This is a genomic window from Peptococcaceae bacterium 1198_IL3148 (genome assembly GCA_036763105.1).
GTDB lineage: Bacteria > Bacillota > Desulfotomaculia > Desulfotomaculales > Desulfohalotomaculaceae > JBAIYS01.
Map to the genome: position 1 here is coordinate 47,184 of JBAIYS010000010.1, position 25,153 is coordinate 72,336.

Consider the following 25,153-nt stretch of genomic DNA (forward strand, 5'->3'; position numbering starts at 1 on the left):
AAGTTTTTTGTTATAAGGTATGACTACTTATGGCTGGATGTTACATATTTTACCAATTGATTAGTGTTTAAAAATAATTGGCATTCTGCAAAGCAATATTTTAGTTTATAAGGGGAGATTCTTCTTTTTCTTTTTCTTGATCATCTTCGTTCCAGTTGATTAAACCAATACCAATAATATTGTCTACGAAAATGCCAGTGTTGTTTTCTTCGCTACCGAGGACAATCAAGTAGTGGTCTTTGTCATTACCTATTAATTGGTTGTTGGCCACTGGATATACCACTGGCACTGACATGGTATTTATATGAATAACACCATTGGTGAGTATTTTGTTAAAGTGCTCCGATGAAATGGTGATTAAATCCACAATGTTTAAAATAGTTTTGATGGTATATATTGCGCCAGCCAGCTCAATAAATAACACCTTTAATTCTGCCATCTATATCCCTCCATATTCTACTTTATGCAATAGTTTCCATTATGTCACTGACAACGGTAAAGAAAACTTTCAATAAAATAAGTTAATAAGTGTAAAGGAGTGAACAGCATGATTATAAATACCGATGATCAAGGCAGCCAGTTGCCAATTAACAGGGTGCACCGACACTTCAAAGGTAAGTACTACTATGTATTTGCTTTGGCCAAACATACCGAAACGGAGGAGTTAATGGTGGTTTACCAAGCTTTGTATGGAAGTCATCAAATTTTTGTTAGACCCTATAATATGTTTATTGAAGAGGTGCCCGAAGGAAAAGAAAACCCCACTGGACAAAGGTATCGTTTTGAACCTTGTCAGTTGTAATGTTTAATACCAGTTGTTAATTTTTACCTTTGATGTTATAATTGATTTGAAATTAATACTGAGAAACAGGTATTTTAGCATGTAACAAGCTAAAGTTTAAAAGGGAAGCCGGTGTAAGTCCGGCGCGGTCCCGCCACTGTAATGGTGAGGTCTACCACATTAACCACTGGGGTAATACTCTGGGAAGGTGCGGTATACCAATGAACCTAAGCCAGGAGACCTGCCTTGTTTCTACTGCCAAGACCTACGCGGATAGGGAGGAGTGGTACTTATTATGGACTGTCGCCATGATGGTGTAGATATAAAATCCTCTGCTTAGGCTAGAGGATTTTAATTTTTAATTAACAAGAGCTCAAATTTTGATGGTTATTTTTACATAAGTTAAGGAAGTGAATAATAATGATAAAAAATCGGTTGTTAACCTTAGCGCTGGTACTAACCTTGGTGCTAAACATATTTATAGCGTTGCCTGCAGAGGCGGAAACATTAGATGATGCGTTACAATCACTGGTCAATTACTATCAGCAAAACAAACCGCAACCGGATTATTGGGAAGAGGTTGTGGGGTTAAAGCAGGCTGAGCAGGCTGGTAAAGTTGGTAACTTTGATTTTACCAGCTGGTCAGTTGCCATTAATAAAAATACTGATGCGGTAGAGTATGCCTCAGCTATATTGGCGTTGGTGGCCATTGATGCAGATCCGGAAGCCTATGTAGATCAGATTGGTACAGAAATTAACCTTGTACAATGCTTAATTGACAAACAGCAGGCCAATGGTAGTTTCGGTGGCTCTGTCAACAACACTATTTTTGCCATAACTGCCTTGGATCAGGTTAACACTGACAACTATGAATATGATAAAGTAAAGGCTATTAATTATCTAATTGGTCAACAAAAAGCCGATGGTGGTTTTGCTCTATCTGGCAATGTCGGCGATTCTGATGTGACCGGCATGGCGTTGGTGGCTTTGTCCACTGACCAACATGCTGCTGATGATGCCATAGCAAAGGCCATCAACTTTTTGCGTATGGCACAAAATGATTCGGGAGGTTTTGCCTCCTTTGGTTTGGAAAATGCCGAAAGTACAGCCAGTGTGATCCGCGGATTGCTGGCTTGCAACCAAGATATCACAAGCTGGACTAAAAATGATAATAACATCATTAACGCGCTCTTTGCTTTTAGGCTAGCCAATGGTTCCTTCAGTCATTTACACGATGGTAGCAGCAGTGATATGGCTACTCGGCAAGTATTGATGGCGGTGGCTGCCCTAGCTAATCATGGCTATGGTAATTTTCAGTTGGCTGGCCGTGATGACGGTGGTGAACAGGTTGGCACTTCCCAAGTGGAGGTGAGGGTAGAAGGTAAAAACCATACATTAAAGCAAGGTAGCGTTACAGTAAACGGTACTGCATTGGATGCCTTAAAACAGCTGGTAGGGGAGAATAACGTTAAACTCAATCAATGGGGGATGATAGACAATATCCTGGATGAAAGCGGTCAAACATCGGTAATATCGGGCGTTGATACTGCTTGGAAATATTACGTCATTAGGGATGACCAGATAGAAACCACCGCCTTCTCCGTTGGCCCTGATAGCTATAATTTGCAAAGTGGCGATCAAGTTATCTTTTATATCGGTGCCTATGACAATACCACCTGGGTAGATAAGACCTATTTTCCGCTGGTAAAGTTTACAAGGGATGGACAGACGTTAACAGTATCGGTACAAGGTCAGTATTTTGATTGGAACATTAATGATTTGGCAACGGTGCCTGTGGAGGGGGCCACAGTAATATTAAATGACCAGCCGTACACTGCTGAAAAGGGTCAAGTAAAAGTCCCTCTAGCGAACGAAAGGTCTGTTCTTTACCAAGTATATAAAGAACATGCTGCCGGTTATCCTGAGCTTGTCAGAACCTATGGCCAAGTCACCATAACCAGCGATGGTGGTGACATTATTGAAAACAACACCATCTCAGTATATATACAGGTACTGGGTAAAAGTAAAGAAACACTGTTTTCAGGCACTGTAAAAATGCCCAAAGAAAAAGCAAACCCTATCCAGGCTTTAAAAGAAACGGGCCTTTCCTATGATACCAGGTATGGTGGCGCCTATGTTTACAAAATTGAAGGTTTGGCTGAAGACCGTTCCAGTACTGCCGGCTGGAAATTTCAAGTTAACGGGTTGATTCCTAGTGTTTCAGCAATTGATCAGGTGTTGCGTGATGGGGACGACGTGGTATGGTTTTGGGCAGTTGATGCCAATGATGGAGAATTGGTACCAGTAATAGAGTTTCCCGCAGCTCCGGAATTAACTGAAGAACGCAAACAAGACATTGAGCGATCACGGGAAGTGGTTAGAAATGCACTAAAGAATATTGCAGAACAAATAAATTCTGCGCCGCCAGAACATGAACTTTATCACATAGTAGAGCTGGATAACAGTCAAGCGGTTGTCATTAAAACAGACAGTCTAATGTCCGACAAAGAATGGGAACAGTGGCGCGCAATATTATCAGCTAACCAAGTGGTTGTTGAACAACAAGTTAAAGCTGGTGTTGAAGCCACAATAAGTGATAATGCGGAAGAGGTTAGCTTATATATTGGTAATGGTGCGCTGGCCAAAGACACGGCAATTTCTATAAAGGAAAAAAACACCACTGATAATGTTGAACCCTCAACCCACAGCTTAGTCAGTTCGGTGTATAGTTTTACACCAAACGACACCACCTTTGGTAAACCTGTCATTATAAAAATAAAGCTAGCCGATGGCGTGCAGGCACCGGAGGACCTGGTTTTAGCCTGGTACAATGTAAAAACCCAAAGTTGGGTACCAGTGCCCACAGTGGTCAATGTCACCGCTGGGGAGGTAAGCGGATTGATTAACCACTTCACTGATTTTGCGGTGCTGCAACGGAATAAGCAACCATCAACATTTAGCGATGTGAACAGCGACTCCTTTGGCTGGGCAGAGAAACCCATTCAATATTTGTCTATCAAAGGAGTAGTATCCGGTGGCGGTGACAATTTATTTCACCCCGAACAGGTGGTGACCAGGGCTGAGTTTGTATCTATGCTGGCCCGGGCATTGCAATTGCAAACTGATACCGTGACCACTAAATTCTCCGATGTTGATCCAAACCATTGGTGTGCTGCAGAGATTAGTGCTGCGGTGGAGGCTGGTTTAATCAGTGGATACCATGACGGCACCTTTAGACCAGATAATCCTGTCACCAGAGAACAACTGGCAGTGTTTCTTAATCGGGTTTTGGGTTTAAAACCACTGAACCAGCAACTGGATTTTGCTGACCAGGCGGATATCGCCCCCTGGGCTTGGGATTCCGTTTGGGTAGCGGCAAACAACCAGTTGGTTATGGGATACGCAGATGGCACCTTTAAGCCCAAAGATACTGCCAACCGAGCGGAAACAGCAGTGTTTATTTACCGCCTACTAAAACTAAAACCATTGGCCTCCTAGGAGGATAGAGATGAGAAATTTTAAACTACTATTACTGTCAATGCTTGTACTGTTGCTACTGGTAGGTTGTAGCAGTACAACAACGGAAGAAATAATTACAGAAAAGCCAACGGCTAACCCCCCAGTGGTGGTTACCCAAAAGCAATCGCAACCCCAAGCTGCTAGTGAAGAGAAGCCAGCCACTGCTGAAAAGGCGGCCTCATCAGAGGCCGCTGACAAAGCAACTGCTGATTCCCAACCACAACCCAGCGAACAAAAGCCAGCGGCCACAGTTAAACCATCAACCACTCCCACAGCTACCCTTTGGGTTACCAGAGATTTTGGCGCCCAAACCATTGCCGCCAGCCAAGTGGCGGTGGGCGATGGTGGTACAGTAATGGATATCTTAAAGGGTCATACCAAACTAGAAACCCAGTACGGTGGTGGCTTTGTCAGTGCCATTAACGGTTTGGCATCGGGCTATACCGGGCCTGACAAAATTAAGCGGGATTGGTTTTACTACATGAATGGCATTATGACTTCGGTGGGGGCAGCGGATTACCTGCCCACCCCTGGGGAGGTTATCTGGTGGGATTACCATGACTGGGGAAACACCCTTTTTACACCGGCAGTGATCGGTGCTTATCCCCAACCCTTTGTGGGCGGCTACCAAGGCAAGTATGCTGGTACGTTGATATTAACCACTGCGGGATGTGAACAACAGGGACAACAGTTGGCCCAGTACCTGCGCAGTATCGGGGTAAAAAATGTTGAGCAAAAACCCTATAACGAACAATTGCTACTGGCGGATAACAAAATCACCGTGGTGGTTGGATTGTGGCAGCAATTGGCTGCGGATAGTTATTGGCAGGGACTGCAACAGCAACGCAAAAAAACTGGTTTGTTTGCAGAACTAACTGCGGATTATTTTGCTGCTCTCAATATCCAGGGGCAACAGCATCAGCGGTATCAAAACAACACCGGTGCCATAGTGGCCACTGGCAGTGGCATGGGTGATGCCACCCCCCTTTGGCTGGTAACCGGTGTAGATGATGCTGGACTAGCAGGTGCCATTAATGTGTTGACCAACAACCCAGGAACAATTAAGCAGTGCTTAGGGGCGCTGGTGGTGGACGGTAAAGTTGTGCCCTTGCCGGTGGCTAGGTAAGGGTGGCTAAGCATGGATGAGCAGAATAACCATTTATTTCTCCAAACATTACACCCGGCAGCGGTGTTGGCGTACACAGGCTCGATATTTTTACTGGCATTGATGCTAAACCACCCACTGTATTTTGCACTGTTGCTGTTTATTTTGTGGTGGCAGGTGCAGTTGCTAGATGGCTGGGCAGCTTATAAAGTGGTGCTGTTATTTTCACTGACTATGTTTGTCATGGTGGCGTTAATTAACCTACTGTTTAATAAATCTGGCAGTACAGTGTTTTTTGATGGTCCCACCATACCCATTGTGGGTCACATTGCTTTCACGGTGGAAGCGGCAGTTTACAGCATACTGATGAGTATGCGCCTGTTGTTGATAATGACAGTGTTTTATTTATACAACCGCATGGTTAATCCAGACCGGGCCTTTGCCTTCTTTGCCCGTTTTGCCCCTCGGTCTGCGATGTTAATTTCTTTATCCACTCGGTTAATTCCCTATTTGGCAGGCCAGTTAAAACATATTAAGGAAGTGCAACAAACCCGTGGAGTGGTATTCAAGAACAATGGCATTGTGGCCAAGGTTAAGAGCCATTACCCCCTTTTAAAGGTGTTATTGTTGTCGGCGTTGGACAACGCCTTTAACCTTGCCGAAGCCATTCATAGCAGAGGATACGGCTGTGGATCTCGGACCTGTTATAACAGTGAAAAGTACCTCCCCCGGGATGTGCTGGTGCTGGTGACCAGTGTTGCTTGTCTTTTGGCTGGGATGTTATTGTTGGTTAAGGGCTGGGCGGAATTGCAAATTTACCCGGTTATTGGGCTGTTGATTGTTGCTCCAGAACAGGTGTTTTTAATGGCCATCATTAGTTTATTACTGCTGACACCTAGCCTATTGAATTGGGGGTGGCAACACTGGCCTTATTTGAAGTGGCGAATTTAACCTATTATTATGGCGACACCAAGCAACCTATTTTGAACGATATTAACTTACAGATACAACCGGGTGAATTTGTTCTGTTGTTGGGTAAGTCTGGCAGCGGCAAAACCACCCTGCTACGGGCGCTGGCCGGCCTGGTGCCAGAATTTTACGGCGGGTTCATTGGCGGCAACGTATGCTATGGTGGCAAAAATCTTCAGCAGTGGGAAAAGGCTAAGTTGGCAGGAGAAGTGGGTTTTATTTTTCAAGATCCCGAACAACAACTGGTGATGTACAACGTAGAGCGAGAAGTGGTGTTTGGCCTGGAAAACATTGGGGTGCCAGCTGCCCATATAAAACGGCGGGTAATGGAAGTAATGCAATTCTTAAATATCGCTCACCTGAGAAACCGAAATACTAATGAACTTTCCGGCGGCCAGAAACAGTTGGTGGTACTGGCCTCAATTTTGGCCATGCAGCCTAAAGTACTGCTGTTGGATGAACCCACCTCGCAGCTGGACCCAATGGCGGCGGAAGATTTCTTTAATCACCTAAAAAGAATAAATCAGGATTTGGGCATCACAGTGATAATGGCCGAACAACGATTGGAAAGGTGCCTACATTTGGCTGATCGGGTGGTGGTGATTGATCAGGGGAAGTTGACTAACAATGCTCCTCCCAAAGATACCTTAAAGCAACTGAAAGACACTTGCCTTTTGCCAGCCATGAACAGGTTTTTTAATTTGGTCGGCAGTGATGATATGCCGCTGACCATTAACGAAGGGAGAAAACAACTGCAGGCACTGTGCCCGGTTAACAATGGCAGTTGTCTAACCGATCAAGCAATTACCGGCATAAGCACAACCCCATTGCTGACCATTAAAGACATTAGTTATGGGTACAACCAGCAAAGCCAGTTAGCTATTAGAAATCTCAACCTGACGGTGACTGCAGGAGAGTTTGTGGCCGTTGTCGGCGCCAATGGCAGTGGCAAAAGCACACTTTTAAAAAGCATTTGCGGTTTGTTGTATCCGTTACAGGGTAATATTGGTCTTAATGGTGAGGTTGGTTATTTATCCCAAAACCCCAACGACTATTTGTTCAACGACACTGTTTATGATGAAGTGGCCTTTGCTTTTAAGGTGCGGGGTGTTAGGCCCACCCAAGCAGTGGACCAAATGTTAGAGCGACTGGGGTTAAGTGCCGTTAAGGATGTAAATCCTAGGGATTTAAGCAGTGGTCAACGGCAACGGGTAGCTTTGGCCGCAGTAATGGTGCTAGAGCCAAAACTATTGCTTTTAGATGAGCCCACCCGGGGCTTAGATATCATCACAAAAAGGCACCTGGCTGATTATTTGTGTAGTTTGACGAAGCAGGGGACTGCTGTGATCATGGTCACCCATGATATTGAATTCATTGCAGAATACGCCAGCCGAGTGGTGGTGATGTTTGCCGGAGAAATTATTGCAGACGGTAACAAACGGCAGGTACTGGATAATTCCTTATATTATGCACCGCAGCTAAACAAATTATTTTCTAATCTGTGCGGCGGTGTAATTACGTTACAAGATGCAATTGATGTTTTTAAAGGGTGGCAGAACGGGGTGGGCCAAACATGGATTTAAACTGGCCGCTGCTGACGCTAGCCATGGCGGTGTTAGTTTTAGTTAGCTTCTTCTGGCGCCTTGAAAAAAGCAGGCCCTCGGCTAAAGAAATTGCGGTATTGGCCACGCTGGCGGCACTGGCAGCGTTAGGTCGAGTCCCCTTTGCGGCCATTCCCAATGTGCAACCCACCACCTTTTTAGTACTGATATCAGGCTATGTATTTGGTTCTAGGGCAGGTTTTACAGTGGGTGTGCTGGCGGCCCTAACCTCCAACTTTTTCTTAGGGTTAGGGCCTTGGGCACCTTGGCAGATGTTGGCTTGGGGTTTGGCTGGCTTGACCGCCGGTTGGTGGGGGCGTTTGCAGAGTAGCGCCAATATTGGTTTTTTAGTAATCTTTGCTGTTGCTTGGGGCTACCTTTATGGTGCCATCATGAACCTGTGGCACTGGCTAACCTTTATTTATCCCCTTAACTGGCAGACCTTTGCCGCCACCTATGCAACCGCCATTTGGTTTGACACGTTACACGGGTTGGGTAATGGAGTATTTATGTGGTTAATGGGGAAGGAATTTATTAAAATATTACAGCGCTATAAAAAGCGGATGGTAGTAAAAACAATAGTAAGGAGAGGAGAAAGATAGGTATGAAACAGGCCACTAACAGAATAGCGGTTGCGCTAATTTGTCTGCTATTAATGCTAGTTTTTAGTGTTAATGGTGCTTTAGCCGCCACCGTCAGTAAGGTTGATTTAACAAAGGTAGAGACCGAAAAGGCCATCAGCGGCAGCGTTACCTATTTGCAAAAGCAATTGCAGAATAGTGCTTATCGGGGTCTATTGTCCTGGCCGTTGTTGGGGCTATATGCCGCTGGGCAACCAGAAACTAACCAACAGGAATTAATTACCGGATTATCAAACACTGATTATCAACGCGGCATTATTGGGGCACTGGCCAGCCAAAGGGACCCCAATAATTATGATGGTAAGCAATTGGTGACCGCTGTTAAAGCTTCACAAATGGCCAACGGTAAGTTTGCCGATACCATAACCGGTGAAGGGGAGCAATTGATTAACGCCCATGTATGGGCCATTATTTCTCTTTATACCGCTGGTGAAGCTATTCCCAACCCAGAAAAGGCTTTGGCGTGGTTAACGGCCCAGCAAAATTTTGATGGTGGTTTTAGTATTGACACTACGTTGACGGAATCTGACATTGATATGACCGCCATGGCGGTTATGGCCATGGCTTGTTTGGGACAGGATAGCAGTTATCCAGCAATTGAAAAGGCACTGGCTTACTTAAAGGCGCAACAAAACAGCGACGGTAGTTTCGGCCTTTGGGGTAGCGCCACCACTGAAGCGGCAGCCCAGGTGGTGCAGGCATTGATAATGTTAGGCATAGATCCCACTGGGGAAGAATGGACTAAAGGCGGCGGCAATCCAATTACCAGTATGCTAAAATTCCGGCTGCCCAATGGGGCCTTTTCCCATGGCAGCGAGATGTTGCCAAACGATATGGCCACTGCCCAAGCCCTGATAGCGCTAATAGATTACAGCACCGGCCAGTCTATTTATCAGAAACTCCACTTACAAAACAGTCCACTGAATCAACAACCACTTAAAAAAGTGGATACTATTTGATCAGTGCTTTCATCCGGTGGGTGTTTTAATAGTAGCACTGCCGCTGCCGTTGCATAATTTAAACTAACTTTTTGATTGTGGCGTGCAGTTTGGTGGTCAAATAGCGCCAAGGACATTTCAGTTACATTAAGCCCCAAGGAATCTAAGCTGTATCTCATTTCCTGGGGCTTTTTACAATAAGATTGCGACTTGCTTTTTCGTGTACAGGGTTTACATAACCCACAACTGTTGTTTGCGATTAATCTGCCGGCATAGTTTTTTTCCAACTGGCGCATAAGTTTATTTAATCTTGATCTAAGGATTGTATTGGCAATCCTTTTTTTCATTGCCAGAGTTTTTACATAGGTAATTTGATCCAAATGGCAATAGAATAAGGCCACCAAAGCGCAAGGATAGCCCTTGGCGTATTGAGAAAAGGTAAGGTTGTGTGGCGGGCAACTCCATTTATTATTATAGTTGTGACAGCTGGGTTGGCAAAAATGCTGTTTTTCAAATTTAATTAATCTTTTAGTGCTGGTTAGCACGGTTTTTACATTGATCAATAGCTTGGCGCTGGGTGTTTGAGTGGTAAAGGTGAATTCAGACAATTACTGGCCCCCTCCGTTAAATTAAAATAGTATTTTTCTATATAATAACTCTAAAATAGCGCAATCTTACAAATTTTTAATATTAAGGTTAAAAATTTTGTGTAAATCATCCAAAAAATGTTGAAGAAGTACTATACAAAAATTAGTTTGTGCTATATAATACAAACAAGGAAAGACGAATGATCAATAAGCTAATCAGTTGATAAGTTAAATAATTTAATACTAGAGGGGTGATGAAATGGAGAAGCCATCCAATATTCATCCAAAGTTAAAATTACTTATATCAGTGGCGGAAGGCATTGTGCAAACCTTTGGCAAAAACTGTGAAGTGGCCATACATGATTTACTTAGACCAGAATCCTCCTTAATTTATGTGACCGGCACTGTTACCAACCGTAAAATTGGTGCTCCGGCAACAAATATTGTGCTAGAGAATTTGCGTAAACATGGTCATGATTGTGAAGATTTAATTGGTTATAAAAATGTAACCAAAGATGGCCGAGTGCTTAAATCATCTACTATTTATGTCAGAGATGATGATGGTAAAATTATTGGTTGTCTCTGCATAAACTACGATATTTCCGAGTTGATTGTTCATAAAAACTATATGGAACAATTTATGGCCTTTGGTGAAAAGTTTCAAAACGAAACCAGCGAATTTTTTGCTTCAGATATTACTGAAGTGCTGGATAACATGATTGAACAGGTAATTGCTAAAACCGCACTTCCGGTGGCAATGATGCAAAAAGAAGATAAAATAAGTGTTGTTTTAGAACTGGATGACAAAGGAGTGTTCATGATTAAAGGGGCGGTTGACAAAGTAGCTGCCATGTTGGGGGTGTCCAGGTACACCATCTACAATTACTTAGAGGAAGGCCGGTCAATCCGGACTAACCATAAATTAATTTAACAACTTTGGAGGCGAAAACAAATGGACAAGGTTATCATTAAAACAGACAAAGCACCAGCAGCAATTGGTCCCTATTCTCAAGCAGTAAAAGTTGGTGACTTTTTGTTTATCTCTGGTCAAATCCCCATTGATCCCGCCACTGGCAATATTGTGGATGGCGATGTGCAGGTACAAACTAAACAGTGCATTAACAATTTAAAAGCAATTTGTGAAGCCGCTGGTGCATCTTTAAAGGATGTTGTGAAAACATCAGTATTTGTTAAAGACATGAATGAATTTGCTAAAGTAAATGAAACTTACGGCGAATTTTTTCAAGAGGATGCTCCCGCCCGGGCTTGTGTTGAGGTGGCTTGTTTACCCAAAAATGTAGCGGTGGAAATAGAGGCAATTGTATTAATTAAATAATAATTAATTATATAAAGGAGTGACTGACAACATGAGTTATGTAACCCACTTAGAATGTGCAAAATGCGGCAAACACTACAACAGTGAAGAAGTACATCAATTATGTGAATGTGGTGGCCCACTGGTAGTGCAATACGACTTGGAAAGTATTAGGAAGAATTTTCACAAAGAGGATCTAAAAGATCGCGAACCATCATTGTGGCGCTACTGGGAGTTGCTACCTGTAAAGGATAAAAAGAACATGGTTTCATTGGGTGAAGGTATGACTCCAATGATTAAAATGGAAAAAGCCGGCCCTGATATTGGTTTAAACAACTTATATTTAAAGGACGAAGGTATTATTCCTTCCGGTACCTTTAAGTCAAGAGGTGCCACTGTAGGGGTTTCTAGAGCCAAAGAACTGGGTATTAAAACACTGGCTATGCCCACCAATGGTAACGCTGGGGCTGCTTGGTCTACCTATGGAGCCAGAGCTGGCATTAAGTCTGTGATTGTAATGCCTGAGGATGCGCCAGAAATTACCCGTAACGAATGTGCCATCACCGGTGCCGATCTGTACCTGGTTAACGGGCTAATCAGCGATGCTGGTAAAATTGTAGCTCGGGCAGTGAAAAAATACGGTTGGTTTGATGTATCCACATTAAAAGAGCCTTACCGTATCGAAGGTAAAAAGACCATGGGTTTAGAAATTGCCGAGCAATTTAACTGGCAAGTGCCCGATGTAATTCTGTACCCCACTGGTGGCGGTGTAGGCATCATCGGTATTTATAAAGCACTGAAAGAGCTACAAGCCATTGGTTGGATCGGAGAAAAAATGCCACGTTTAGTTGCAGTACAAGCCACCGGTTGTGCGCCAATCGTTAAAGCATGGCAAGAGAAGAAAGCCGAATCCGAATTCTGGAACAATGCTTCAACCTGCGCCTTTGGTATTACTGTTCCTAAAGCGTTAGGTGACTTCATGGTGCTGGATGCCATTTACAAAACCGATGGTTGCGCCATTGCCATCAGTGATGAAGATCTCTTGCAAGCCCAAGCAGAACTGGCCGCCAAAGAAGGTGCATTTGTTTGCCCCGAAGGTGCATCACTATATGCTGCAGCTAAGCAATTAAAGGCAGATGGCTGGTTAAAGGCCGACGAAAAAGTGGTGCTGTTAAACACTGGTACTGGTTTAAAATACCCAGAAACAGTAAATGTAGAAGTGCCAGTACTACAACCAGACCAAGATATTCCAGAAGCCTAGCATTTAATTAACATTTAAATAAAAAACCCCCCCGGTAAGTATAGCCATACTTACCGGGACCAAAAAATAAGAAAGTTAACTAATATATAATATATTAAACTGGCGAAATGAGCAATAGCATGTTATATGATTCCCCCAACTAATTATAAATTGATAAAGAGTGGAGGAAGTAAAATGGGAGAAAAAAAGAAAATGGGACTGCCGGCCAAAATGGGTATTGGTATGGCCGCTGGTATTGTTGCCGGCGTAATTATTCAGAGTGCTGGCTGGAGTGTAGATTTTATTAAACCCTTTGGTGATTTATTTATACGCCTAATTCGCATGGTAGTTCTTCCGCTGGTATTTGCTTCGCTGGTTGCCGGTGCTGCCAGCATGGGTGATGCCCGCAAACTGGGCAGTGTGGCCACTAAGAGCTTGAGTTGGTACTTTGCCACCACCGGTGTGGCGGTAGCTCTGGGGCTATTATTTGCTAATATCTTTAAACCTGGTGTTGGTCTAAATATGTCCACCGAGGGATTAACAGCCAATGAAATTGCCCCCCCCAGTGTAGTAGACACTTTGTTAAACATCGTTCCTATCAACCCAATACAAGCCTTTGCTGAAGGCAACCTTCTGCAAGTTATTTTCTTTGCCATTTTCTTTGGATTTGCTCTCAATGCTTTGGGCGAAAAGGGCAAACCATTGTTAAACTTATTTGAATTAGTGACAGAAACTATGATTAAACTAACTAACACAGTTATGGGCTATGCCCCCATTGGTGTATTTGCTTTAATTGCTTACACTGTGGCGCAAAATGGTCTTTCAGTGTTAATGCCTTTAATGAAGTTGGTTGTGCTGATGTATGCTGTTGCTATAATCCATGCATTACTGGTTTACATTTTACCGTATAAGTTATTTACTGGAAAGTCCATTAAAGATTATTTTAAAGCCGCTTCGGAGCCACTTTTGGTTGCCTTTACAACTTGCTCCAGTGCAGCTGCTTTGGCTTTGAATTTAAAGTCATCACGTAAACTAGGAGCTTCCAAAAACGTATCTAGTTTTACCATTCCATTGGGTAACACTGTAAATATGGATGGGGCGGCTATTTACCTTGGTATTGCGGCAGTGTTTGCTTCCCAAATTTATGGCATGTCGTTAAGTGGAACAGAACAATTAACTATCCTGTTAATGGCGGTGCTGGCTTCGATAGGTTCTGTTGGCGTACCTTCAATGGCATTGGTGGTTATGACCATGGTATTTACCTCCGTTGGTATACCATTGGAGGCCATTGCTTTGGTGGCAGGGGTAGACAGAGTGCTGGATATGGCCCGTACTTGCTTAAATGTAATGGGTGACAACGTTGCAGCGGTATTAGTTTCCAAGTGGGAAGGCGAATTGGCAGAAACTGATTTTACAGTTGGAGAAGATACTGCAAACGCATAAGGATATTATTTACAATCGCTAATGCAAGAACCCCTTGTGCCAATACAAGGGGTTCTTTAATCTGTTAACTATTATTTTTCATAGCCGCCGTAGTAGCCGCCGTATCCGGGCATTCCCATTAATAAGAGGATCAAAACCAGGAACACGATAAAGGAATTATTTTGGCCATAACCACCGTAGTAACCCATACAAGCATCTTCCTCCTTTTTCAAAGTTAATGTATTGTATGGCAGTTGCACCAATAGTGTTACAATCTAAAAAATTGTTTTTGCATGAAAGAATACTTTGTATACATAATAATTATTGTAATACCATTGACATTTTAATGAAATAGATTAAACTAAAACGTAGGTTAGTAATAGTCTCTTAAAATCTGCATATAGGAAGGAAGAATTAATTTTGACAATGAAAAAAGCACTGACAATTGCGGGTTCAGATAGTAGTGGTGGCGCTGGAATACAAGCGGATTTAAAGACCTTCCAAGAGCGCGGGGTTTATGGCATGACCGCCGTTACCACCATAGTGGCTATGGACCCAGCTGATTGGAGTCACAAAGTTTTTCCCCAACCAGTGGAGGTGGTAACTGAACAACTTAAAACCATTATTGCCATTGGTGTAGACGCTTTGAAAACAGGTATGTTGGGATCGCCAGCATTAATTGAATTGGCGGCCCAAACAATAGAAGACAACAAGTTGCAAAATGTAGTTATCGACCCAGTGATGGTTTGTAAAGGGGTAGATGAAGTACTGCAGCCAGAAAACACCGTCAGCCTAAGGGATGTTCTGGTGCCAAAGGCCACCATTGTTACCCCTAACCTATTTGAAGCCGCCCAATTGGCCGGGCAAGGGCCAATTAAAACCTTAGATGAGATGAAAGTAGCGGCCGAAAAAATTCGTGCCTTAGGAGCAAAATATGTATTGATTAAAGGTGGGTCTAGGCTGGAAGGAACGGGAGCTATTGATTTATTGTTCGACGGTGAAACCTTTGAAATTTTAGAGAGCGAAAAAATCAGTACCACCTTTACCCATGGGGCCGGTTGTACCTATTCAGCGGCCATTACTGCTGAATTAGCCAAAGGCAAATCAGTCCGTGAAGCCGTAAAAACGGCTAAAGCCTTCATTACTGAGGCCATCAGACACTCATTTAAATTAAATGAGTTTGCTGGCCCCACCAATCATGCTGCATATCGAAAAATTGAAGAGCGAAAGTAAAAATTATAATAAGCTCGCGTTGGCGAGCTTTATTTTTAAATGAGGTGTTATAACATTTGTCAAAAAACACGCCGATAATTAATGCGTTGAAGAAGTATATTGATGAAGCTGTCATTCGTTTTCATATGCCTGGTCATAAAGGCACCGCCTTTAGCACGCAAGCATTGGTGGAGCTGTTGGGTAGCAGGGTTTTTCAGGTCGATGTTACCAACGTTCCCGGTATGGATGATTTACACCAGGTACACGGTATTATTAAGGAAAGTCAACAACTGGCAGCCCAGACCTACGGCGCGGATAATACATATTTTTTAGTCAACGGTAGTTCCAGTGGACTGCAAGCGTTAATTATGGCCACCTGCAATCCAGGTGATAAAATTTTAGTGCCGAGAAACATGCACCGCTCAATTTTAAGTGGCATCATTTTAAGTGGAGCAATTCCGGTATTTTATTTGCCAGAATACAATAATGACTACAAGCTGTTATTGGGTACACCGCCAGAGACCATTAAACATTACCTGAACCAGGTCCCAGATATTAAGGCAATAATGCTAGTTAATCCCACCTATTATGGCATCACTTCGGATATTGGTGCCATTGCTGAAATTGCCCATACCTACAATGTTCCACTGTTAATTGATGAAGCCCATGGGCCGCACCTGGCCTTTCATCAAGAGTTGCCCGGTAGCTCGTTGACCTATGGTGCCGATGCCACCGTCCATGGCTCCCACAAAATCTTGCCTGCCTTTACCCAAGCGTCGATGCTACATTTAAAAGGGCAACGGGTGAACCATGAACGGGTGGAGGCAGCCTTGAGGATATTGCAGAGCACCAGTACATCCTACCTGCTGTTGGCATCTTTGGAGGGAGCCAGGGCCTTTATGGAAGAACTGGGCCAAGCAGTGTTGCAGGATGCCTTGGACAAGGCAAGCTATGTACGCCAAGCCGTTAACAAGATTGACGGTTACACCTCCTTTGGTCAAGAGATAATTGGTAAGCCCAGCGTCTTTGGTTTAGATTTGACCAAGGTAACCATTAATGTTACTAATCTAGGCATTTCCGGCACTTGGGCCGAAAGTTTTTTAAGAAAAGAACACAATATCCAGGTGGAAATGTCCGACCTGTATAACCTGCTGTTAATCGTTGGGGCGGCCAATACATACCAGCAATTGGACCATTTTATCAATGCTTTAAAAGATATGGCTAACCATCGGCCTGACTATAGTAAAACTATTGCTCTGATAAACAGCATTAATGCTGTTTGTAATCTCCCAGAACTGGTTATATCACCCCGAGAGGCCTTTGCGGCCCCCAAGGTAGCTATACCTTTGGAGCAATCTGCCGGCAGGATAAGTTCAGAAATTGTTGCCTGTTATCCCCCGGGTATTCCCATCATTTGCCCAGGGGAAGAAATTACTGATGAAATAATAAACTACCTGGTGGCCATGCGAGAAGTGGGGGTGCATTTCCAAGGCTGTAACGACCCAAGTTTGCAAACCATAGGTGTAATTAGCATGGCTGTTTAAAATAATAAACCACCTCAAGGGGTGGTTCATGTGTTTATATATTGGTATAGCGATTATTCTTATGTAATATATTACTAGTGGAGTGGTTATTTAAATGGATTTGCAAATTAAAAACCCCTTTGGTGCTAGAATACTTAAAAGTGGATTGGCAGTAGGTTTGGCCCTCTATGTGGCTACCCTTATTCAGGCTGAGCCTAAAATGTTTGCAGCAGTCAGCGCCTTAATGAATATTAAACCATCCATATATCGTTCATTTTTAAATGCTAAAGAGCAAATTTTATCGCACCTGGTTGCAGTAGCCTTGGCGATAGTATTTGGCTACCTGGTGGGTAACGGCCCCATTCAAATGGCTGCCGCCACAGTGCTGGTAATTGCCATTAACCGCAGGCTTGGCTTTAACCAAACCATCAGCATGGCTGTGGTGGCAGCAATTTTTGTGCTGGATGCTCCGCAAAATAAGTTTGTTTTACATGCCGTTGATCGTTCTTATATCATCTTTATTGGCTTAATTGCCGCACTAATTGTTAATATTATTGTGGCTCCGCCCAAATATAATAATAAATTAATAGAAACCTTAAAAACCCTCAATGATCAAACTGCATTATTTTTTAATCAATCGATATTAAATTTTATTAACCTAAAGGTAAACCCCGATGAATTTAATGCGCAAAGAACGTTGGTGAAGAGTTTATTAAGGGAAAGCCGCTTCTACTTAGAACTTTATAAAGAACAGCTGGGCAGTGCTGCTGAAACAGATAAAAGTGTAAAAATTTATGAAAGATACATAGATTACAATGCTAATATTTACCACAGCAGTCGGGACACCTATGTTGCTACAGAGCAAAGAATTTCCTGGCGGGCAGAATCCGGTAACCCACCAATAACCGCTGAGTTTAAAGATATCTTAAAAATTTTGGAACGTGGTTTGAGTTCCTTTGAAAACTTAAATACTCAGTTACAGAAGGCAGTGTTGGAAAATGAAAAACCAAAAGTATTGGCCATTAGTGACAAACTTTGGGAAGAAATGAGCATACACATTGATAAGTGGCATACCCAAATAACTGGGGCCCATTTTCTGCATGCCCTGATGAATGTTTCAGCCGTTGCCTATGACATTAAATTAGCCTGCCGAGGAATAAAAGAGTTTTTAGCTGATATTAGATAAGTAAAGCAGGGACGGTTAAAATTAAACCGTCCCTGTTTCTAATTGGGGTATAAAGATAGATTTAACAGTTTTTCGCTGTTTTTTCGAGGTTAGAATGTACAAAATATCGTTTTCTGCAAGGGTAGTGGAGCCACTGGGAGTAATAATTTTATCGTCCCGAATCACCGCTGTAATTAAAGTGCCATCGGGTAGTACTAACTCTTGAATTTCCTTATTTATGGTGTTAGAACCTTTTTTGATTATAATCTCAATAATTTCTGAGTTTGTCTTACCCATGGAAACCAGTTCAAAGCTATAGGGTGAGGTTACTTTTTCACCTTGGGTTAAACCCAGCTTGTCAGCTAAAGTGGAAATGGTTGTTCCCTGTACAACGCAAGAAATTAAAACAACGAAGAAAACAATGTTAAAAATCAATTGACTGTTTTCTACTCCAGCAACCATTGGGTAAGTTGCCAGTACAATGGGAACAGCACCCTTTAGCCCAGACCAAGAGATAAATATTTTTTCTTTTAACGTAAAGCCCATTTTAATCGTACATAAAAAGACACCAATTGGCCGGGCCACGAATATTAGCATAACAGCGATAGCTACTCCTTGCCAAGCAATGGCACTTAACTGCTCAGGGAACACCAACAGACCCAGCAGGATGAACATTAATATCTGCATCATCCAAGCAAAGCCCTCATTAAATCGGAAAATGGAATGACGGAAGGTTAAATCAGAATTTCCTACATAAACACCCATTATATAAACTGCAAGGATACCACTGCCCTTTAATAAAGCGGTGATGCCAAAAGTTAAAATGGCAAGCCCCATTGCCAGTACTGGGTATAACCCTGATGAATCGAGGTTGATTTTGTTTATAACCCACACTGCCAATTTTCCCATGGCTAATCCGAAAATTACTCCTAATCCCATCTGTAAAACAAAGGATAGGATGGCCCCCCAAATGCTTGTTTGTGGGTCCTGAATCAAGCTAATACAAGTTAAGGTGAGGATAATGGCCATGGGGTCGTTGCTTCCGGATTCAGCCTCTAAAGTAGTAGAAATTCTGGGCTTGACATTTTGACTTCCCATCACTGCGAATACAGCGGCAGCATCTGTAGAACCTACGATGGAGCCAAATAATAATGCTTCTAACCAACCAACATCTAGAATGAACTTGGCAAAAAAGCCAACTACTAACGTTGTCAATATTACGCCAAAGGTGGCCAACGTTAAGGATGGGGCGAGGACGGGTTTGACATGATTCCACTTGGTTTGCATACCACCGTCAAACAAGATCACAATCAGGGCTAAGGTGCCAAACAATTGAGCTAAAACAGCATTATCAAAGTAAATAAATTCGCTGAGAACCATACCGACGGCAAGATAAAGAACTAGCGAAGGGACTCCTAGTCTGGAAGAGAATTTGGTGGTTAGAACACCAACTACAAGTAGGACGGATAATAAAAGGATAGAACTTTCAATAGCTATAGTAACTTCTCCTCTCTCGATTATATTTGCCGTACATAATTATAACATAAAAAGCAAGTCAGGTGAACTGATATTTAAACAGAAAGATTATTAATTGACAAAAATATTTCAAGACTATATAATTAAATAAAATAATATTTTTAGGGAGTATTAATAATATGGTTGATAAAAGACAGGTTGTTATTGAATTAGGAAACCTAATGAATCAGGTGGCTAAGGAAAGCAACTGTCAGCTGAAGAAGTTGTTGGGACAGCTAGAAAGTAGCATTACACCTAGTCAGTATATCATATTGAAGGTTATTGAGAGCAATAGTAATTGCAAAGCTGCAGACATTGCCCAAATGTTGGATATATCCCCTGCGGCTACCACTAATGTTTTAGATCGATTATGTCACGGTGGTTGGATAGAAAGAATCAGAAGCGACAAGGATCGACGGGTAGTATGGTTAAAACTGACAGCTGTTGGTCAACAACGATTAAAGGCCATTGATGAAAAGAAAGTTGATTTGATGATGGAACAATTTAAAAACATTACCGAAGAAGAAACAGTGTTCGTAAAGAAAATTTTTGAGAAGTTATTGCAAAAACAAGGGGGAAGCTAATGGAGACATTAAGTATTTTTTTACAAATAGTATTTTTTTATTTGATTATTAATACAATAATTCGTATGTTTATGCAATTTAAGATGGCTAAAAAGGTGAAAGAGCAGGCCTTGAACGAAGAGTTAAATAGAGTGGCTGAACCAGTAAAAATAGTGGAAGAAATGGTGCACGATAAAATATGTGGGGTCAACCTACCTAGATCTAAATCATATATAATAGTAAAAAATGATCATGAACACTACTTTTGTAGTTGGGAATGTAGACAAAAGTTTTTAGACAGCGTAACTTTAGAAGGGGCCGGAAACGTAAATTAACAGAATAATGCATTTAAAGGATAATTAACGGCGGCCGTCAATTTAATGTTAGCGTAGCGGCAATATGGCGACACAGAAACACCAATCTTAAAGGTTGGTGTTTTTTTAATCCCTTTTAATGGTGCCGAATAAAACCATGTTTGAAATAGCAACCTCTGACGACAAAAATGAAGAAATCTGTAATGAACAAAATAACAATCTACATCCCTGTCATTGGTTTTGCCAGTGCAGTTGAACTTAGCTATAAATCTGCTACTCCTGGTAATAATAAAGCTAACTATGAAATTGTATTTAGAATGTATAACTTTTCTATCCTGGAAGGGGAATTAATATTGAAACCAAAATGGGGCTTTTTTCTAACTTTAATCATTGGTTTTAGCATAATACTATCCGGCTGTATGGCTGATAAGAAAATTATTGAAAATGCTTCATATATAGGTTCAGATGCCTGTATTAGTTGCCACCAAAATATTGCCGGTCACTACGCTATGACAACTCACGCCAAAATTTTTAATAGCGTAGATAAATATCCTGTAAACTGGGATCAAAATGTCACTATATGGGCCAGTGCCGAGGGGGAAGATCTGCAAAGCACAGAATTAAATTTGAAAAACTCCCTAGGAGTAATGCTAGATCACTATGTGGTCAGTGAAATAGATGGAATTCCAGGTTTTCACAGAGTAGCTGCTTTAGAAAAAACCGATGCTGGTTATGAGCTAAAACCCATAGACCTAAAGGATGGCAATGAAACGGATTGGGTTGCCAAAAGTTATTCTCATTGCGTAGATTGCCATAGTCCTGGATTAAATGTTGAAGGAGTAAAATTAGCAAACTTTGAACCAGGTCTAAGTTGCGAAACCTGCCACGGACCTGGATCTGTCCATGCCCAAACAAAAAAACCAGAAACTATTATTACTAATCAGGATGCCTGTATTAAATGTCATACCCTTGGAGAGCCAGCGCAAGCCGAAAATGGAGATTTTTTAATTGCTGATACCCATTATGGGGTTCGGAATTGGCTTGCTTCTGACCATTACATTAGCGGCTATTTAGATTGTTTAAGTTGTCATATTCCCCACAGCACTAATAAGCAAGGGCGCATGTTAAAACAAGACTCCTTTAAGGAAAACTGTGCCAGTTGCCATGGACGAAGGAAATTTACTCAAGATGAAATAATGTGGAAAAACCCTACCGATCTTCGCGGTCATTTTACCCGGGACCATAGTTTTGGCAAGCTCCTATATGAAGATTTAGGGGATGATCCAGAGACTAAAGAAATTGAAATAACCAATCCCGAAGCCATTGAAATAATTAAGAACTCATCCAAAGGGGGGGAGTAAAATGATTACACTAAACAATTTTTATATCAATTATATTGGGATATTAATATTAATTGCAACTGCCGGGGTACTTATCTTGGCGGTAGCCCATTATATTATAATTGGCCCCAATGTAAAAAGGTTAGGTGAATTAGAGCCGGAAGTACAAAGACTTAACTTGCTAGAAATATCTTCTCATTTAGTAAGAATGGTGAGCACCATCATTCTAGCCACTACCGGCATAGCCTTTGCTGTTTACAATACCCTTGGTGTAAGTTATCAATTTCTTTTACATATCCACCTATTTTTTGCGGTACTATTTGCCATTTCATCGGTAGTATCAATCCTAATCTGGATTAAAGATAATACCTTTAAAAAGTATGATTGGGAATGGTTTAAGGTAATGGGAGGATATCTAACTAAAAACGAAACCCATGTACCCGCTGGCAAATTTAACGCCGGACAAAAACTTTTTTACTGGGTTACCACTATTTTAAGCGTTTTTATCATATATTCCGGTTATTTATTAGCCTATCCTGGTCAATTTTCAGTCCCTGCGGTATTGTGGGCAGCCATTGTTCATGGTGTTTCAGCAGTTATGCTAATAGCTGTAGTTATAGGCCATGCTTACTTAGGTAGCTTTGCTAATCCAGGAACATTTGGGGCCATTACCCATGGCAGGGTAGCCAAAGAGTGGGTTGAAATTCATCATCCTAAGTGGGGCAATTAATATATATTACTAACACAGAGCATACAAAAGGGCTGTTGCAAAGTTTTGCAACAGCCCAATCTCTTTGTTAGCAATTTTTTCAAATTTCAAGTGGTTTCACTTTTAAATCCTTGATAAAATAAAATTGGTGCCGAAGGCGGGAGTCGAACCCGCACGGTTGTTGAGACCGCCGGATTTTGAGTCCGGTGCGTCTGCCAGTTCCGCCACTTCGGCACGGCTGATTTTTAACTAACAGGTTGTTTGCCTGTCAGCAGAGTTAATATTACCATACTACAAATTTAAAGTCAACAAAGTTTTGTAAAGAAAATTAATTCCTATGGACAAATGGCTATCTAATCGGCATAATATTAGGGAGAATATCTTATACAAATTAGTTTTAAGTGCAAACATTTACCTTAACTGCTAGGATTTTAACAAAGGACAAGAAGCATTTCTGTCGAATAGTTTTTATTAGGTAAAATATTTCTAACTCAGTTAAAAAATTAGTTAAATAGTTTCTAAATTAATGTTTGGTTTGATTTTTGGGTTTACGAAGGGGGATTTATTCTTGTCTATTACTGACAAGGAACTTATCGAAAAAAGTTTATCCGGTGATTACATAGCTTTTGAAGAACTAATACATAAGTATGAAAATAAGGTATATACCGTAGCTTATCGCTTTATGGGCAACCATGCCGATGCCTGTGATTTGGCTCAAGAGGCCTTTATAAAAATGTATCAGGCGTTGCCGAAGTTTAGAGGCGATTCTAGTTTTATGACTTGGATATATCATATTACTGCTAATGTATGTCGGGATGAGTTGCGCCGGCGGCAAAAAAAGCAAACTTTGTCATTGGATGATGATAGTGATGATAATGTAGCACCCAAGTTTACCATTGCCAGTGATGAACCAGGACCAGAGGAAATAATAGAGAGTTTAGAATTAAGCACCCAGGTACAACAGTGCTTAAATATGCTGAGCGAAGATTACCGCTTGATTTTAATTATGCGAGAAATCCAAGGCTTGTCTTATGATGAAATTGCTGAGACTATGAATATCTCTTTAGGCACTGTGAAATCAAGATTGAGCAGAGCTCGTTCAGTTTTCAAGGAAAAAATTACTCCAATTCTGGAACAATCTACAACCCGTCCTCGTCAAACTAATAGGGAGAGGATGATACTATGAAGTGTCAGGATGTGTGTGAAAATTTATCGGCTTACCTAGATGGTGAACTTGACAAAGGCGAAGCCAGCAGTATAGCCGCCCACTTGATGGCATGTCGTAATTGTAGGAATGAGTGGGAACAATTAAATACAGCCAGTGCTTTGCTCCGCGAATTGCCGGAAATTGAGCCACCACCTGAATTCATGCTTGGTTTAAGTGAAAGATTAGCTGCTTTGCCAATGACGGTAGCAGATGAAGAAAAAACTTCACTTTCGCATCGGATACAACGGATGGTGAAAAAGCCTTGGTACAAAGTTGCCGCAGCGGCAGCGATGTTCGGTTTAGCTTTTGGGATTACTCAACTGTGGGATAACGGCAATAGTAACATTATTAACCATCCGGAAATTAATCCAATGGTAATCACTGAAACGCAGCCCAAGGGCAGTGATAACGGATCTATGCCGGTAGTTAACAGAATTAATGATGAACAACAGTTGCCAAATGACGATACAACTGTAAAAACAGAGCCACAAAATACTGAACCGGGGGCACAGGCATCTACAAATAAGGATAAAGTTGATAAGACACCTAAGGAGGAGTCCCCTAAAGCGCCCGCGGCCTATACTGAAGCTGTTGATGATCCAACTATGACAGCTAGCACCCTTGCGGCTAACATTTATACCATGTCCATTCAAATAGCGGTAACAGAAGATGATATCGCCGTTGCTGAACAAGCGGTGCGTGACATCAGTGCTAAGTACAATGGTAAGCTGCAACAAACGGGCAGTGAATTTAATATTAAATTCCCACGGCAAGGCACAGACATATCATTATTGTTACCAGAATTCAAGGCTGTTGGTGAAGTTAGCACCGTTCCCATGAAGGATGTGATCGGGGAATATCGAGAGCAAATTAATAAGCTGGAACAAACAAAGGCAGATTTAGCTAAACAATTAGAAAATAGCAAAACAAAAAATGCTGATAAACTGCAGCAACAAATTAATCAAGTGCAAAATGAAATTAATCAAAAACTTGCTGAAGTTAAAGAACTATCAAATTACATCAACATTAATGTTAAACTGGTGGCCTAGGTAAACTTGTCCAGTAAGTAGTTTATACTACTTACTGGTTTTTTGTTTTTATTGACTAATTAATACCAGAGCAGGTACAATATGAGAGATGTTAAATAGACAACTTATGAAAGGGGGTATAGTCAATGAAGGAAAGAGTGGAAGAGGCATTAGCTAAAGTACGTCCATTTCTCCAACGGGATGGTGGAGATGTTCAACTGGTGGAAGTAACCGAGGACAATGTAGTAAAAGTAAAATTAAAAGGTGCTTGCCATGGCTGACCTGGCGCAGCCCAGACCCTAAAACTGGGGATTGAGCGGGTGCTCAAGGAAGCTATACCTGAAATTAAAGAAGTTGTAAATGTTCAATAAAAAATGACCCATTGGGTCATTTTTTTAATGGATTAATTGTCTCCTTTTTTGGTTAGTCTATTTTAAAAGGAAGGAGGGACATAATTTT

The 25,153-nt window shown here is 41.8% G+C and carries 24 protein-coding genes, 1 tRNA gene and 1 riboswitch; of the genes, 21 read left to right on the forward strand and 4 right to left on the reverse strand.

Annotated elements, in window-relative coordinates; translation table 11 throughout:
• Window positions 1-100: 100 nt before the first annotated feature.
• Window positions 101-439 (reverse strand): hypothetical protein, encoded by a 339-nt coding sequence (locus tag V6C27_10355; GenBank protein MEG6616816.1) that lies wholly within the window; start codon window positions 437-439, stop codon window positions 101-103.
• Window positions 440-547: 108 nt separating this feature from the next.
• Between V6C27_10355 and V6C27_10360 the strand changes: the two genes are divergently transcribed.
• From V6C27_10360 to V6C27_10390, 7 genes are all read left to right on the forward strand, one after another.
• On the forward strand, window positions 548-802 hold the full coding sequence (locus V6C27_10360) for a DUF1653 domain-containing protein (protein MEG6616817.1): 255 nt from the start codon (window positions 548-550) through the stop codon (window positions 800-802).
• A gap of 50 nt (window positions 803-852) precedes the next feature.
• Window positions 853-1,045: riboswitch (cobalamin riboswitch) on the forward strand.
• Window positions 1,046-1,201: 156 nt separating this feature from the next.
• A complete protein-coding gene (locus tag V6C27_10365; protein ID MEG6616818.1) occupies window positions 1,202-4,279 on the forward strand; it encodes an S-layer homology domain-containing protein in 3,078 nt (1,025 codons plus the stop codon).
• Window positions 4,280-4,289: 10 nt separating this feature from the next.
• Entirely contained in the window at window positions 4,290-5,426 is a 1,137-nt protein-coding gene (locus V6C27_10370) for a DUF4430 domain-containing protein (protein ID MEG6616819.1), read from the forward strand.
• Between the two features lie 12 nt (window positions 5,427-5,438).
• Window positions 5,439-6,356: an energy-coupling factor transporter transmembrane component T gene (locus V6C27_10375; protein ID MEG6616820.1), complete on the forward strand. Its 918-nt coding sequence runs from the start codon at window positions 5,439-5,441 to the stop codon at window positions 6,354-6,356.
• Window positions 6,344-7,957, forward strand: a complete 1,614-nt coding sequence (locus V6C27_10380; GenBank protein MEG6616821.1) for an energy-coupling factor transporter ATPase — start codon at window positions 6,344-6,346, stop codon at window positions 7,955-7,957. Before V6C27_10375 ends, V6C27_10380 begins: the two co-directional genes overlap by 13 nt.
• Window positions 7,948-8,577, forward strand: coding sequence for an ECF transporter S component (locus tag V6C27_10385; protein ID MEG6616822.1), 630 nt, complete (start codon window positions 7,948-7,950; stop codon window positions 8,575-8,577). Before V6C27_10380 ends, V6C27_10385 begins: the two co-directional genes overlap by 10 nt.
• A 2-nt stretch (window positions 8,578-8,579) precedes the next feature.
• Window positions 8,580-9,575: a prenyltransferase/squalene oxidase repeat-containing protein gene (locus V6C27_10390; GenBank protein MEG6616823.1), complete on the forward strand. Its 996-nt coding sequence runs from the start codon at window positions 8,580-8,582 to the stop codon at window positions 9,573-9,575.
• On the opposite strand, the gene V6C27_10395 is transcribed toward V6C27_10390, so the two are convergent.
• On the reverse strand, window positions 9,542-10,162 hold the full coding sequence (locus V6C27_10395) for a DUF2284 domain-containing protein (protein MEG6616824.1): 621 nt from the start codon (window positions 10,160-10,162) through the stop codon (window positions 9,542-9,544). The genes V6C27_10390 and V6C27_10395 overlap by 34 nt on opposite strands.
• A gap of 238 nt (window positions 10,163-10,400) precedes the next feature.
• On the opposite strand from V6C27_10395, the gene V6C27_10400 reads away from it, so the two are divergent.
• The 7 genes from V6C27_10400 to V6C27_10430 all read left to right on the forward strand — a co-directional run bounded on the left by V6C27_10400 (window position 10,401) and on the right by V6C27_10430 (window position 18,039).
• Window positions 10,401-11,072 (forward strand): PAS domain-containing protein, encoded by a 672-nt coding sequence (locus V6C27_10400; GenBank protein MEG6616825.1) that lies wholly within the window; start codon window positions 10,401-10,403, stop codon window positions 11,070-11,072.
• 21 nt (window positions 11,073-11,093) lie between these two features.
• Window positions 11,094-11,477 (forward strand): RidA family protein, encoded by a 384-nt coding sequence (locus V6C27_10405; protein MEG6616826.1) that lies wholly within the window; start codon window positions 11,094-11,096, stop codon window positions 11,475-11,477.
• Between the two features lie 31 nt (window positions 11,478-11,508).
• Complete coding sequence (locus tag V6C27_10410; GenBank protein MEG6616827.1) at window positions 11,509-12,717, forward strand: threonine synthase; 1,209 nt, start codon at window positions 11,509-11,511, stop codon at window positions 12,715-12,717.
• Window positions 12,718-12,891: 174 nt separating this feature from the next.
• Window positions 12,892-14,139 (forward strand): dicarboxylate/amino acid:cation symporter, encoded by a 1,248-nt coding sequence (locus tag V6C27_10415; GenBank protein ID MEG6616828.1) that lies wholly within the window; start codon window positions 12,892-12,894, stop codon window positions 14,137-14,139.
• A 396-nt stretch (window positions 14,140-14,535) separates the two neighbouring features.
• Window positions 14,536-15,351 carry a pyridoxine/pyridoxal/pyridoxamine kinase gene (pdxK, locus tag V6C27_10420; GenBank protein MEG6616829.1) on the forward strand — a complete coding sequence of 272 codons (816 nt, stop codon included), beginning with the start codon at window positions 14,536-14,538 and terminating at the stop codon, window positions 15,349-15,351.
• A 56-nt stretch (window positions 15,352-15,407) separates the two neighbouring features.
• Window positions 15,408-16,874 carry an aminotransferase class I/II-fold pyridoxal phosphate-dependent enzyme gene (locus V6C27_10425; GenBank protein MEG6616830.1) on the forward strand — a complete coding sequence of 489 codons (1,467 nt, stop codon included), beginning with the start codon at window positions 15,408-15,410 and terminating at the stop codon, window positions 16,872-16,874.
• 94 nt (window positions 16,875-16,968) lie between these two features.
• Complete coding sequence (locus V6C27_10430; protein ID MEG6616831.1) at window positions 16,969-18,039, forward strand: aromatic acid exporter family protein; 1,071 nt, start codon at window positions 16,969-16,971, stop codon at window positions 18,037-18,039.
• Between the two features lie 21 nt (window positions 18,040-18,060).
• On the opposite strand, the gene V6C27_10435 is transcribed toward V6C27_10430, so the two are convergent.
• Window positions 18,061-19,539 (reverse strand): potassium/proton antiporter, encoded by a 1,479-nt coding sequence (locus V6C27_10435; GenBank protein MEG6616832.1) that lies wholly within the window; start codon window positions 19,537-19,539, stop codon window positions 18,061-18,063.
• Between the two features lie 134 nt (window positions 19,540-19,673).
• On the opposite strand from V6C27_10435, the gene V6C27_10440 reads away from it, so the two are divergent.
• The 4 genes from V6C27_10440 to V6C27_10455 all read left to right on the forward strand — a co-directional run bounded on the left by V6C27_10440 (window position 19,674) and on the right by V6C27_10455 (window position 22,480).
• Window positions 19,674-20,117 (forward strand): MarR family transcriptional regulator, encoded by a 444-nt coding sequence (locus V6C27_10440; GenBank protein MEG6616833.1) that lies wholly within the window; start codon window positions 19,674-19,676, stop codon window positions 20,115-20,117.
• Window positions 20,117-20,431, forward strand: a complete 315-nt coding sequence (locus V6C27_10445) for a transcriptional regulator (GenBank protein MEG6616834.1) — start codon at window positions 20,117-20,119, stop codon at window positions 20,429-20,431. Before V6C27_10440 ends, V6C27_10445 begins: the two co-directional genes overlap by 1 nt.
• Window positions 20,432-20,613: 182 nt before the next feature.
• Window positions 20,614-21,771, forward strand: coding sequence for a multiheme c-type cytochrome (locus tag V6C27_10450; GenBank protein MEG6616835.1), 1,158 nt, complete (start codon window positions 20,614-20,616; stop codon window positions 21,769-21,771).
• A gap of 1 nt (window position 21,772) precedes the next feature.
• Window positions 21,773-22,480 (forward strand): formate dehydrogenase subunit gamma, encoded by a 708-nt coding sequence (locus V6C27_10455; GenBank protein ID MEG6616836.1) that lies wholly within the window; start codon window positions 21,773-21,775, stop codon window positions 22,478-22,480.
• Window positions 22,481-22,605: 125 nt separating this feature from the next.
• Here the strand turns inward: V6C27_10455 and V6C27_10460 are convergent.
• A tRNA-Leu gene (locus tag V6C27_10460) sits at window positions 22,606-22,693 on the reverse strand.
• Window positions 22,694-23,027: 334 nt separating this feature from the next.
• Here V6C27_10460 and V6C27_10465 point away from each other — a divergent pair.
• The 3 genes from V6C27_10465 (at window position 23,028) to V6C27_10475 (ending at window position 25,065) form a co-directional block, all read left to right on the forward strand.
• Window positions 23,028-23,645, forward strand: coding sequence for a sigma-70 family RNA polymerase sigma factor (locus V6C27_10465; protein MEG6616837.1), 618 nt, complete (start codon window positions 23,028-23,030; stop codon window positions 23,643-23,645).
• The gene (locus V6C27_10470; GenBank protein ID MEG6616838.1) at window positions 23,642-24,715 is read left to right on the forward strand and encodes a zf-HC2 domain-containing protein; all 1,074 of its coding nucleotides are present in this window, start codon (window positions 23,642-23,644) and stop codon (window positions 24,713-24,715) included. Before V6C27_10465 ends, V6C27_10470 begins: the two co-directional genes overlap by 4 nt.
• Window positions 24,716-24,840: 125 nt before the next feature.
• Window positions 24,841-25,065 (forward strand): NifU family protein, encoded by a 225-nt coding sequence (locus V6C27_10475; GenBank protein ID MEG6616839.1) that lies wholly within the window; start codon window positions 24,841-24,843, stop codon window positions 25,063-25,065.
• Window positions 25,066-25,153 lie beyond the last annotated feature (88 nt).